Annotated in this window: 11 protein-coding genes; 3 read left to right on the forward strand and 8 right to left on the reverse strand. The window is 57.0% G+C overall.

Annotated features, from left to right (window positions below; translation table 11 throughout):
- Nucleotides 1-3 precede the first annotated feature (3 nt).
- From ACFFSY_RS24880 to ACFFSY_RS24900, 5 genes are all read right to left on the reverse strand, one after another.
- Nucleotides 4-1,326 carry an ABC transporter substrate-binding protein gene (locus ACFFSY_RS24880; protein WP_377499204.1) on the reverse strand — a complete coding sequence of 441 codons (1,323 nt, stop codon included), beginning with the start codon at nucleotides 1,324-1,326 and terminating at the stop codon, nucleotides 4-6.
- A 19-nt stretch (nucleotides 1,327-1,345) separates the two neighbouring features.
- Nucleotides 1,346-3,079, reverse strand: coding sequence for a family 43 glycosylhydrolase (locus ACFFSY_RS24885; protein WP_377499206.1), 1,734 nt, complete (start codon nucleotides 3,077-3,079; stop codon nucleotides 1,346-1,348).
- Nucleotides 3,080-3,333: 254 nt separating this feature from the next.
- Entirely contained in the window at nucleotides 3,334-4,158 is an 825-nt protein-coding gene (locus tag ACFFSY_RS24890) for a carbohydrate ABC transporter permease (RefSeq protein ID WP_377499208.1), read from the reverse strand.
- A 5-nt stretch (nucleotides 4,159-4,163) separates the two neighbouring features.
- Nucleotides 4,164-5,150: a carbohydrate ABC transporter permease gene (locus ACFFSY_RS24895; RefSeq protein WP_377499210.1), complete on the reverse strand. Its 987-nt coding sequence runs from the start codon at nucleotides 5,148-5,150 to the stop codon at nucleotides 4,164-4,166.
- A 59-nt stretch (nucleotides 5,151-5,209) separates the two neighbouring features.
- The gene (locus tag ACFFSY_RS24900; RefSeq protein ID WP_377499212.1) at nucleotides 5,210-6,550 is read right to left on the reverse strand and encodes an ABC transporter substrate-binding protein; all 1,341 of its coding nucleotides are present in this window, start codon (nucleotides 6,548-6,550) and stop codon (nucleotides 5,210-5,212) included.
- Nucleotides 6,551-7,098: 548 nt separating this feature from the next.
- On the opposite strand from ACFFSY_RS24900, the gene ACFFSY_RS24905 reads away from it, so the two are divergent.
- Nucleotides 7,099-7,527 (forward strand): hypothetical protein, encoded by a 429-nt coding sequence (locus ACFFSY_RS24905; protein WP_377499214.1) that lies wholly within the window; start codon nucleotides 7,099-7,101, stop codon nucleotides 7,525-7,527.
- 460 nt (nucleotides 7,528-7,987) lie between these two features.
- Here ACFFSY_RS24905 and ACFFSY_RS24910 read toward each other — a convergent pair whose 3' ends face one another.
- Nucleotides 7,988-9,748: a glycoside hydrolase family 2 protein gene (locus ACFFSY_RS24910; RefSeq protein ID WP_377499216.1), complete on the reverse strand. Its 1,761-nt coding sequence runs from the start codon at nucleotides 9,746-9,748 to the stop codon at nucleotides 7,988-7,990.
- 158 nt (nucleotides 9,749-9,906) lie between these two features.
- Here ACFFSY_RS24910 and ACFFSY_RS24915 point away from each other — a divergent pair, with 158 nt between their 5' ends.
- Complete coding sequence (locus tag ACFFSY_RS24915) at nucleotides 9,907-10,824, forward strand: ArsR/SmtB family transcription factor (RefSeq protein WP_377499218.1); 918 nt, start codon at nucleotides 9,907-9,909, stop codon at nucleotides 10,822-10,824.
- A 72-nt stretch (nucleotides 10,825-10,896) separates the two neighbouring features.
- On the opposite strand, the gene ACFFSY_RS24920 is transcribed toward ACFFSY_RS24915, so the two are convergent.
- Entirely contained in the window at nucleotides 10,897-11,301 is a 405-nt protein-coding gene (locus tag ACFFSY_RS24920; RefSeq protein ID WP_377499220.1) for a hypothetical protein, read from the reverse strand.
- 504 nt (nucleotides 11,302-11,805) lie between these two features.
- On the opposite strand from ACFFSY_RS24920, the gene ACFFSY_RS24925 reads away from it, so the two are divergent.
- Nucleotides 11,806-11,991: an asparagine synthase gene (locus tag ACFFSY_RS24925; RefSeq protein ID WP_377499280.1), complete on the forward strand. Its 186-nt coding sequence runs from the start codon at nucleotides 11,806-11,808 to the stop codon at nucleotides 11,989-11,991.
- An 80-nt stretch (nucleotides 11,992-12,071) separates the two neighbouring features.
- Here the strand turns inward: ACFFSY_RS24925 and ACFFSY_RS24930 are convergent, their stop codons facing one another.
- Entirely contained in the window at nucleotides 12,072-12,284 is a 213-nt protein-coding gene (locus tag ACFFSY_RS24930) for a DUF378 domain-containing protein (RefSeq protein ID WP_377499222.1), read from the reverse strand.
- Nucleotides 12,285-12,373 lie beyond the last annotated feature (89 nt).

A 12,373-nucleotide genomic window follows, 5' to 3' on the forward strand; every position in this document is an offset into this window, starting at 1 on the left:
CGGTCACCTGTCCTGCTTCGCCAGCTCGAGGTTGATCTGGACTGATGCAGCCTTAAGCACCTCTTCCGGCGAAAGCTCCCCGTAATTCATCCGCTCGAATTGCCGGATGATCATCTCGATGAAGCTCCACTGCTTCGTATGCTTCGGCCAAAAAGCGACCGAATTGGCAGCTTCCGCATAATCGCTGCGATAGTTGAGCGCCCGAAACGCCTCCGTCTGCACGATGCTGCTCACGCTCGGCACATGGCCGGCCTCCGACCATTTGGCCCCGTGCTCGGCCACCCACTTCATGAACGTCATCGCGGCCTGCCTTTTCTGTTCGGGCATTTCGTGCTGCGTCGGGATTGCCAGCGTATGCGAATCCGCCCATGCGGCGGGCTTATCGTACAGCGTCGGCAGCGGCACGACCCCGAAATCCAGGTCGGCGGCTTTCTCCAAGGCGCCCGTCGCCCAGACGCCGGTTATGAGCACTGCGGCCTTCCCGTCGTAGAACAGTTTGAACGCGTCGGGAATATCCGGCGGAATAAGCTTGCTCTCGTATAACCCGTGAATATAAGTCAACGCCTTGAGCGCGGCCGGATTATCGATTGCCGCCTGCGTCCCCGCCGCGTTGTAGAACGTGCCGCCGCCCTGAATTTGATTGTACAGGCTCCACCACAGCCAGACGGAATCGATCCGCGTGCTTGGTTGGGCGAGCGGGGCGATATTCGGCGGGGCGGATTGCCGGATGCGTTCCAGGAACGCGGTGAAGCCCGCTTCACCCGGCGCGATAATCGGCTTGCCCTGTCCGTCCAACACGCCGGCCCGCCCGAGGAATGTCTTGTTGTAATACATGACCAGCACATGCGTATCCAGCGGGACCGCGAACACCTTCTCTTGGAACTGCGCCGCATTCAGCACCGATGGATTGAACACCTGCCAGTCGAGCCCCGCCGCCTTGGCTGGCGCGGACAGCTCTTCTATATAGCCGTTCTGCACGAATTGAGGGAGCGAAGTTGCATGAATGACCGCGACGTCCGGCGCGTTGCCGGACAAGATCGCGGTACGCAGCCGCGAGTAATAGTCATCGAGCCGCGAGTTCATCTGCACGACCTGAATGTCCGCATGCTCTTGGTTGAACTGGTCCACCAGCTCGGTCATGAACACGTTATCGCCCCCGCTGAACGGGGTCCAATATTCCAGCCGTATCGCCGCCGTTGATGCCTCTGTCTTGGCGTGCTCCGCCTGCGCGCCTTCTTGGCTGCATCCGGTCAAGATAAGGCTTGCCGCCATAGATGTGATGATGCCTAGTCTCGTAAACGTTCCCTCGATGGACAAGCCCTTCATGACCAGCGCCTCCTATGCCCTATTTCATCGTAATCAAATCGATATAATCGACGCGAAGCTCCGCCGTCGCATCCTCCAGTATAAGGGCGTTCGCCCCCGCCTTCAATCGCAAGGTGACAGATTGTGTCGTGAATGCATTGCGGTCTCCGGAGGGAAATTCCAGCTTCGCCGACTTGCCCTCTTCCACGCGAACGGTCATCTTCTCGGGTTGGCCGGATGGATTGGCCGCAGCCACCCGCAGCTCGTACTCGCCCGTCCGAGGGACGAGCACGTTGGCGAACCGCGCGCCGACGCCTTCGCCTGAAGCCAGCTTCACGATGCCTCCTCCGGAAGCGTACGCGTTCTCGTCCGCCGTGCCTTGCGGGCCGATCTCCGCGAACTCCGCTTCATATCGCGGCAGCTCGATCGCTTCGATCACAGCCCCGGCATCGCCAGCCGTCACGCGGATGTCGTTCATGCCCGCCACGAGCGCAACATCCGCATATACGTAACCCGTCGTTCGCGCTGGCGGCAGCTCGATGGCAACCGGCTTGCCATCATTAGCGACGACGCTCCCCTGCAGCGTGCCATCGGTCTCGTTCCGATAATGGATGAGCAGCGGAGCGTTCGTATTGACTCTAGCAGGAATGAGATCGAACGATGCTTCCGTCGCTCCCTCCGGCTTCGCCTTGAAGACGCCCGTTCCCGAAGGAACCGCGATCGCCGTCTCAAGACTGAGCGGCTTGCCGAGCATTAGCTCGCCCGCCTCATCCCAGCTCAGCTTCTGCGCGCGCGCCTTGCGGTTGCTCCATCCGTCGCCGGATCCGCTCGTCGCATGGTAGACGATCCACTGCTCCGTACCGTCCGGCGACGTCGTGAACGAGTTATGGCCCGGACCGAATACGCCAGCCGCCTCGTCCATGCTCAGAATCGGCTGCTCGCGCTTCGTCCAGCTGGCCGGATCAAGCGGATCCGCGTCCTTCGCCAGCGTCAGCATGCCAAGCGCGTAATACGGCGTCCAGCTGCCGGCGCCTGAGTAGACGATATGCACTTGTCCGTTATGATGAAGTATCGATTGGCCTTCATTGATATATGGAGGGCCGCCGGCTTTCTCCCAGTCCAAATCCGGCTCCGACAACAGCACGCGCGGACCGCTGATCGTGAGCGGGTCGCTCATCGGCGCGATGTACGTATTCTGCTGCGCGTTTACGTCGCCTTCCCAGCCCGACCAGACGAAATACAGCTTGCCGCCGATCTCCGCGGCGAGTCCGTCGATCGCCCATTTGTCGGTATCGTCGGTTATTTGCCCTTTGAACGTATAGCTCCCCATCGGGTCGTCCGTATCCGCCTGCAGCGCGAACATCCGGTGATTCTCGTTGCGTCCGTCGTCCGCCGCGAAATAGATGTACCATTTGCCTTGCATATATTGAATTTCCGGCGCCCACAGCTCAGCCGAATAATTCGTCCCGACATCCGGATACCAGACCGTCTTGCGCTGCGCATCCTTGAAATCGATCGTCCGGGATTTCATGACCATGACATCCGCGCCGTTATGCGTGAACGTCATATAGTAATAGCCGTCATGGTAGACGACGCTCGGATCGGGCGTATCGAGCTCCGCCAACGTATTCTTGAAGGTACCGCCATGCCCGTTGTAAGCATAATCGGATGCTTCCTTCTTCTCTCCGGCATTCATCAGCCAGCCTCCCCATCCGATGGCGATGACGAGCAGCGCCGCCGCTCCGGTCAACCATCGTTTTGTTGTTGCTTTCATGCTTGCTTGCCTCCCTTGATCTTCCAGCTGAACCGTCAAATACCGTCCGACGACAGGCGCCAGGCGTGCTTTTCGTTCCGTCCGTGCCGACGCATCCAAGCCAATTGATCGCGCCGGGAAATGCAGGTCGCGAATTCGAAAAGAGACCTCTCGAGGTCTCTGATCAATAACGCCGGTTGCCGCAGAGAGCTCCCGCGCTTCGAAAGCCGCTCTCATGCTCCTCTGCCGGCCCAACGTCCGGTCATGCTATCGTGCTATTTCACGCCTGCTTGCGTAATCGCCTTAACGAACGAGCGCTGTCCGATGATAAAGACGAGCAGTACCGGCAGCGTCGCGATCACCGTCATCGACATCAGCTTGCCGTAAGCTTGCGTGTAGCTGCCCTGCGCCATCATCGCGATCCCTGCCGTAATGGTGCGCATCTCCGGCGACGTCGTCGCATACAGCGGCCAGACGAAATCGTTGTAGATGCCCATGAAGGTGAAGATTGCCAGCGTAACCATGATGGACACCGAAGCCGGCAGCAGGATGCGCGAATAAATTTGCCACTTGTTCGCCCCGTCGATCCGCGCCGCCTCCTCGATCTCCTTCGGGAACGAAGTGAAAAACTGATATAGGAGGAAAACGCCAAATGCGCCCGAGGAATAAGGCAGAATGAGCGCGGCGTACGTATTGATCAAGCCGAGCGCGTTGAACTCCATGTACATCGGCAGGAACGTCAGCACGCCCGGGATCATCATGGACCCGACGAACATCGGGAACATGAGCTTGCGCAGCGGCAAATCCTGCAGCCGCGCGAGCGCGAACGCCGCCATCGACGAGAACAGCAGCACGATGGCCGTGCCCGCCGCGCCGACGAACAAGGAGTTCGAGATCCACCGCGTGATCGGCACGTTCATCAGCTCGCCTTTTAGCCCCTCGATATAGTTCTCCAGCGTCGGTTTGACCGGTATGAGATTCATTTGGCCGGCCAGCGCTTCGAAATCGTTCTTGAACGACGTAGACACCATCCAGATCAGCGGCATCAGGAACAAGACCGCAAGGATGACCGCCAGCACCATCATCACCGTTTTTCTCATGCGGACTACTCCTTTCTTCCGTAAGCGATCTTGTACTGTACCGCCGAGATAATAATGATGATCAAGGCCATCAGAATCGCCATCGCCGAAGCGGAACCCACCTGCTTGCCCTTGAACGCCTCATCGAGCACGTTCATGAGCAGCACCCGCGTGCTGTCGCCTGGACCGCCGCGCGTCAGCAGGAACGGCTGGGCATATACGTTGAACGACGCGATCGTCGAGGTAATAATGATGAACAGCATGACCGGGCGGATAGACGGCAGCGTAATATTGACGAACTTACGCCATGCGTTCGCGCCGTCGATCGAAGCCGCTTCGTAATAATCCTCCGGCACTTCGTTCAACGCGTTGATGAAAATAATCATGTTGAAGCCGATCGTCCACCACAGCGTCGTCAGCACGAGCGATACCCATACCCAAGGCAGATCGGTGAGCCACGCCACCGGGTCGATATGAAGCTTCGCGAGCAAGCCGTTCAGGAAACCGGCGTTCGTATCGAACATCATCAACCAGATGACGGCCATGACCGAACCCGAGATCGCGTACGGCATGAAGTAGAACGTGCGGAACAGCCCGCGGATCCTGCCCGGTATCGCGTTCAGCAGCATGGCGAGCGCAAGGCCGAGAATGACGAGCAGCGGTACTGAATACACGACGAATTGGATCGTATTCCACAAGCCGACCGTGAACTGCTCGAACAGATACGTCCCCGGCTTGAAAATTTGAATGTAATTATCAAGGCCGACGAATTCATGCGTATCCGACAGCAGCTCGAAGTTGTGGAACGAGATGTAGAGGCCGTACAAGATCGGGATGAGCAGAAAAGCGCAAAAGCTGAGCAGATACGGCAGAATAAACAGCGTCGAGGTGAACCGGGATTGCAGCGAGCTCTTCATCAAGCGCGTCCCCTCCTTCTTGAGAATGGTCATGCGGCGGTCGGCCTTCAGCGCGGCGTAGACCTGATGCAAGAGAACGAGGAGGCGCACGCGCACCGTCCCCGTCCTCTCGTCGTGCAAACTAGCCGAACCTCAGGTACCGCTCGCAATAGAGGTTATTTTTTCATCGCTTGACGGGACTTGGCTGCCGCGTCGTCCATCGCCTTCTGCGCGTCTTTCTTGCCCAGCAGCGCATTGCTCAGCTCGCCCCAGATCGGATCGGAGATCGTCGCCCAGTTGAGCACGTTCGGCGCGAATTGGACGTAATCGAACGACTTGGCGACGTTGCTCTGCATCTCCAGCGCTTGGAAATCCGCGCTCTCGAGCATCGGTTTCGACGCCAGCGCCTGGCCGGAAGCCGCCCAGTCCATCGAGTTCGTGGACACGTATTTCAAGAAGTCGCCGATGCCTTTGATTACCGCGGCGTCCGTGACGTCTTTCGGCACGACGAAGTTGTGGGAACCGGCGTAGACGGCTTGTTTTGCTTTGCCGATCTGCGGCACCGGCGCGACGCCATAGTGGATGCCCGCCTCGTCGAATTGGCCTTTCATCCACGGACCGTTGAATTGAATCGCGTTCTTGCCTTGGAGGAAGAGCGTGTTCTCGCCGTCCTGCTGCACGTTCGCCGGAGAGACGCCTTTGTCGACCAAGCCGCGCATCCATTGCACCATCTCGACCGCTTCCGGCGAGTTGTACGCGACGTCGGAGCCATTCCACAGCTCGCCGCCGTTCTGCCAGACGAGCGTCGGGAAGATGAATTGCTGCGGCCAGAGCGTCGGCAGCGCGTACCCGTAGATTTTTTTGTCCTTGTCGGTTAATTTCTCGACGGCCGCTTCGAACTCCGCGCGGTTCGTCGGCGGCGCCGTAATGCCCGCTTTCTCGAACAGGTCTTTGTTGTAATACATGACGAGCGGATGGATGTCGAGCGGGATGCCGTACCACTTGCCGTCGATCGTCTCGTAGTTAACCGGCGCTTCGACGTAATCGGCTTTGTTGATGCCGGCCGCGCCTGCCAGATCGTCCATCGGCTGAAGCTGGCCTTTGTTCTGATAGGTCGGAATTTGGTCGACGTGCATGATCGCCAGGTCAGGCCGCTCTTTGCCTGCGCTCAACGCCACGTCCAGTTGCTTGTAATATTCGCCGTTCGGCTGGATGACCAGCTTCACCTTGTACGTATCCTGCGCGGAGTTGTACTTCTCGACGATCTTCTTCATGAACTCGCCGTCCGCGCCGGAGAATGGCGTCCAGAACAGAATATCCGCTTTCTCTGCGGCCGCTTCCCCGCCGTTGCCTTCCGCCGCATTCGTGCCGCCGTTCGTGCCGCCGCTTGCCGTGCCGTTGTTCGCGCCGCCGTCATTGCCGCCGTTATTACTGCCGTTATTGCTGCTACAGCCAGCTGCCAGCACCAGACTGGAGGCGAGCATCATTACGCTGAGCACTTTCACCGTTCTTGTCATTGTGTAACCCCCCATGAGTCGTCATTTTGGATTTCTTCGTCCTTCTGATCCTCATTTTAGCCGGAGGATGAAAGCGATCACATGCCGCTTTTTTGGGAGGGGTGGACATTTTTATAGGTAAAGGGCTCTGCCCTTTTAAAACCCGATATTTTCGCCTCCCCCTTCCCCCTCCGCTGAGGGGAACCATAGGACTTCGCCCTCTGGACTCCCTTCTTCGTTCAGCCACGATTGATCGCGGTCGGCGGATTGCTTCGAACTGGCACGCTTTTGTCCTCACGGACAAAGCTCCATACACTGCGCCTCCCCCTTTCCTCTCCTCAAAGGGGAACCAAAGGTCTGAGCTTATGCTTCCGAAGTCAAGTCGTTTTCCATCCGGAAAACGTTTACCTCTGGACACCCTTTTTCGTGCAGCCACAATTGTTCGCGGTGGGCGGGCGGTTCGAGCTGGGCACGCTTTTGTCCTCACGGACAAAGCTCCATGCACTGGCCTCCCCCTTCCCCCTCCGCCGCACTTTCGTCAGGTCAAAAGGAAACATTTCGGGTGAAGGATGCATGCGCTCCTAGATAACGACGTAGGCGTCGCTATTGCGGGCTCGTATGGCTTGCGGACGAGCAATAACGACGTAGGCGTCGCTATTGCGGGCTCGTATGGCTTGCGGACGAGCAATAACGACGTAGGCGTCGCTATTGCGGGCTCGGACAACCTGCGGACGAGCAATAACGACGTAGGCGTCGCTATTGCGGGCTCGGACAACCTGCGGACGAGCAATAACGACGTAGGCGTCACTATTGCGGACTCGGATGGCTTGCGGATGAGCAATAACGACGCAGGCGTCGCTATTGCGGGCTCGGACAGCCTGCGGACGAGCAATAACGACGCAGGCGTCGCTATTGCGGGCTCGGACAACCTGCGGACGAGCAATAACGACGCAGGGCGTCGCTATTGCGGGCTCGGACAGCCTGCGGACGAGCAATAACGACGCAGGCGTCGCTATTGCGGGCTCAGACAGCCTGCGGACGAGCAATAACGACATAGGCGTCGCTATTGCGGGCTCAGACAGCCTGCGGACGAGCAATAACGACGTAGGCGTCGCTATTGCGGCTCGGATGGCTTGCGGGCGAGCATTCTCCTCCTCCGTCCCTACTCGCTTAACCTGACATCCTTGCCTTCCTCCGATGGGGAGCTAGAAGATTAAGCATATGTTTCCGAATTCGTTTTCCTCCGAAATGTTCACCTCTGGCCTTGGGAGCAGACCTGCTGCCGATTCAGCTTCATCCGTGTTTCCTGCTAATCCTCGCTTTCGGCCGCTTGCGCGGACACGCTTTACTTTTTAGGACTTTGCTGTTTGCCCGCTCGGAAGATTGCCGCCTAATCTAGACAAAGCGCAATAAAGGCCGCCGCCCTCTATTTCGAGTGCGACGGCCTTGATGAAGCTATTACTTATCTTCGTTGATCGCCTTGATGAGTTCCAGCGCGATCTTCGGTTTGCGGTCGTACGTCAACAAGCCGTTGATCTCCTGCTCGACGTCGGTCAACTGCGTATAGCAGTAGCCCTGCACGACGCCGGAACGCAGCAGCGGCTGGATGACGTTGCGCAACCGCTGCTCGAAATCCTCGTCCGACGACGCGCCCGAGTAGCCCCATCCTTCCCAGTCGCTCTTCTTGTAGGCAATGCCGCCGAATTCGGTGACGAGAATCGGCTGGCCGTCGTACGCGAAGCCGCCGACGCTAAGACGCCTGTTCGCCGGCATTGCCGAGACAGCATTCTCGACGCTTCCGTAACGCGCCTCGAGCACTTCGCGCCGCCATTCGTAGTCGTGAATATTGTACAGATCGGTAGCGACCATCTCCCAACCGTCATTGGAGACGACGAGCCGGGTCGTATCGAGCGATTTGGTCAAATGATACATGGCGAGCGCGTGCTGCTGCTGACGGACGTCGATCTGGATGTTCGGCACGCCCCAGCTTTCGTTCAGCGGCACCCATACGACGATGGAAGGATGATTGTAATCTCGTTCGATCGCTTCCTGCCACTCCTTCGTCATGCGGCGCGAGTAAGCTTCGGAATAATCGTACGCATTCGCCATTTCGCCCCACACCAGCAGGCCGAGCTTATCGCACCAATACAGGTATCGCGGATCCTCGATTTTCTGGTGCTTGCGCGCGCCGTTGAATCCCATCGCCTTCGTCAGCTCAACGTCTTCCCGGATCGCGTCGTCGCTCGGCGGCGTTAGATTGCCTTGCGGGAAATAGCCTTGATCCAACACCAGCTTCATGAAATACGGCCGGTTATTCAAATTGAATTTGCCGTTCTCCAGAGATACCTTCCGCATGCCGAAATAGCTCTGCACCCGGTCCGTCTCCTGGTCGTCCGCGAGCAGCACGAATTCAACGTCATAGAGATTCGGACGCTCCGGCCACCACAATCGGTCCATGCCGTGATCGTTTAGACCGGACAGTCGAATCGTGCGGGACTCTTCGCCTGCCCGTACCGTGAACTCGTCGAACGCGACCTCATTGCCCGCGAAGGAGATACGGACTTGCAGCCGAACGCTGCCGGTCGTCTCCGCCACGCCAGCCAAGAACGCGCGAATGCCGATCTCGTTCGCGTCGATGTTCGGCGTAAATTTGACATTCCGCAGATGGACCGGCGATACCGCCTCCATCCATACCGTCTGCCATATCCCCGTCGTCCTCGTGTACCAGATTGCGCGCGACTGCTCCTCCCAGAACTGCTTGCCGCGCGGCAGGAAGACGTCCGTGCCGTAATCCTCCGCTCTGACGACGAGGACATTATCTCCATCTGTGCGGAGCGCGTCCGTAATATCCGCCTGGAATGGGGTATGTCCGCCTTCGTGGCTGGCAACCAGCCTGCCGTTCACCCACACCTGCGCTTCGTAATCGACCGCGCCGAAGTGCAGCACGACCCGCTTGCCGGCATAATGAGCGGGAACCTCCAGCTTCCTGCGATACCAGACGACGTCATGGAATCCGGGATCGCCGATGCCGCTCAATTCGCTCTCGAAGCTGAACGGCACTTGGATCGTCCGGGAGAAAGGCGTCTTGCGGTCGTGCCAGCCTTCGCGATTGCCGGCACGCGCATCGTCGAATTCGAATTCCCACGTTCCGTTCAAGTTCACCCATGCGTCGCGGTTAAATTGCGGACGCGGATATTCGGCTCTAGGCATGCTTGTCATGTGTAGATTCCTCCATTAGTTAACTTATAAGTTGTTATATAAACCAATAAGTGATATTATGGTGCCATTGTACCGACAATCGCACCTACCGTCAACTAAGAAGTTGTTTTATTAACTATCCGGTTATATGATAGTAGGAACAGAAAGCGAGGATGGTTATGCATATTCAAGTCCAAACCAAATATATGGCGATTCTGGAATGCTTCTCTTCGGAGACGCGCGTGCGGATGATCGAGCTGCTCGACGAACGCTCTCGCAGCATTAAGGAGCTTGCCGATACGATCGGCGTCTCCTCGGCTATCGTCACCAAGCATATCCAGAAGCTGGAGGAAGCCGGCTTGGTCGCCACCCAGAATCTTGCGGGCACGCGCGGCAGCCCGAAAATCTGCTCGCTTGCGATCGATACGCTCACGCTGCATTTGAGGGCTGCCAAGCCGCAGGAGGACGATCAGAAATACGCTGTCGAAATTCCGATCGGGCAATATTCGGATTACGCCGTCAAGCCGACGTGCGGGCTAGCCTCCCAATCCAAAATCATCGGGTATGTCGACGACCCCCGCTATTTCTCCGATCCCGAGCGTATGAACGCTGCCCATATTTGGTTCGGCAGCGGGCATGTGGAATATCGCATCCCCAATTACCTGCACGCTGCGCAGACTGCCCGGCAGCTGGAGTTCACGCTTGAGTTGTGCTCGGAAGCGCCATATTACAACGAGAATTGGCCATCGGACATCAGTTTCTTCGTGAACGACGTGGAGACTTGCGTCTGGACATGTCCCGGCGATTTCGGCGAGAAGCGCGCCGTTCTGACACCATCTTGGTGGCAGCTCGGCACGCAGCATGGACTGCTGAAGAGCTTATCCATCCAGGAGAGCGGCACGTACCTTGACGGCGTCAAACTATCCAGCGTCACGATCGCGGACCTGGGCCTCAAGCATGGAGAAGACTTCAGATTCCGCATCGCTTCGTCCGAGACGGCGCGCCACTGCGGCGGCGTCAGCTTGTTCGGCCGGGGATTCGGCAATTATGATCAGGAAATCGTCGTACACGTCCATTATGAAGAGCGGGCCCGCTAACATGAACGAAAAGGCTGGCCATCGTCGGGTGACAATGGCCAGCCTCTTCGCGCTGGATCGATGAACGTTAAGTTAACTCGCGTCAATGAGCTGGTGGCGGTTAATGATCGTTCCCATGCCGCCCTGCTCCAAAATCCAAAATTGCCTTCCGTACGTCTCGCATAAGAGCCAATCGAAGGCACGAAGTCCGGGATAGCCCGCAAGTGCCTGCTCGATTTCGCGTTTTATTTCCGACAGCTTCGTCTGCATCGGCACAGCCTTCGTTACTTCGGCAATACCCCGTCGCAGCTCATCCATATTCTCGGTCAGCACGTATTGCAGCGTGCGGCACAATCGGCTTTGGATCAGGTCGCGGCTTCGTTTGACTGTCGGCCGGTCGGCTTCTGTATAATGCAGCTGTATTCGGCATACCAGCTGTTTCATCAGAGAGTCGTCAATCATCGCGGCTTGGCTTCTCGTTAGTTGGAGTCCTCTCATAGCCCTTCCCCTATTTACGTAGTGAGTGGATCAATCGGTTTACACATGCGCATTGTTTATAGTCATATAGTACTATTTCATCCACGTTAAATAAAGGACCAAAAATAGCAAATTCCCACCTCGATTAATGTCTCCCATGCCTGGAAACAAAACCTATTTCAAGGAGAATTTATGTATTCCGGACGGACACAATTTGACGAAGTACTGTAGAAGAAGGACTGTAGAAGAAGGACTGTAGAAGAAGGACTGTAGAAAAAACAACGCCAAAAAATCGCCACGAGTAAATCAACGCTGTCCACCGCTGCATGATTCGCCTTTGTTACGGAGTCGAGCTAATCGAGCTAACAATGCCGTGTCTTCACGTGAAGCTTTTGAATAACAGTTGTCCAACAGAAGTGTGCGCTTCGAAATGATGATAAAACAATCCAGCATGCCGTCCGCATGTTTCGCGCCCCAAGGTCCATAATAAGCAGCGTAATTCCTTACCCATTCCGAGAGGAGCTGCTGAACATGAGAGAAGGACTTATTCCTACTGTACTTGGCACGGCCGTTACCGCGACCGGAGCAGCGCTGCTTGGGAAAAACCGTCAAGTCGCGACCGCGATCATGGGCTTCGGTGCGGCGCATATCGTACTTGGAGCGATTGATTTGGTCGAGCACCGCAAGCAGGACCAGAATCAAATCTTCTAACCGCTAAGAAAGGCGAAACAGCCCGGACGCTTGTCTGGGCCGTTTCTGCCATACGCTTATGAATGTCCGCAGGCAACGGCTTACGTTCTTGCACGACGCTCGTCCATAAACAGATACTTTAAACTGTACAGACCGCAAAGTCCGACCAGACTGTACACGATTCGGCTGATCGTAGACGATTCGCGATACGACTCCCCACCCAGCAAAGCAGATACCAGATCCCACTCGAACAAGCCGACCAACAGCCAGTTGATGGCGCCGATAATAACTAACGTTAACGCAATTTTACCCATGGTTCCCATCCTTTCGGCTTATGTATGCTAAGTCGTTATACGTAACTAATATTCGATGCTTGTCCCCCATTTATACCTAGCGTAGTCTG

This window comes from Paenibacillus aurantiacus (genome assembly GCF_042431225.1).
GTDB classification, from domain to species: Bacteria; Bacillota; Bacilli; order Paenibacillales; family Paenibacillaceae; genus Paenibacillus_Z; species Paenibacillus_Z aurantiacus.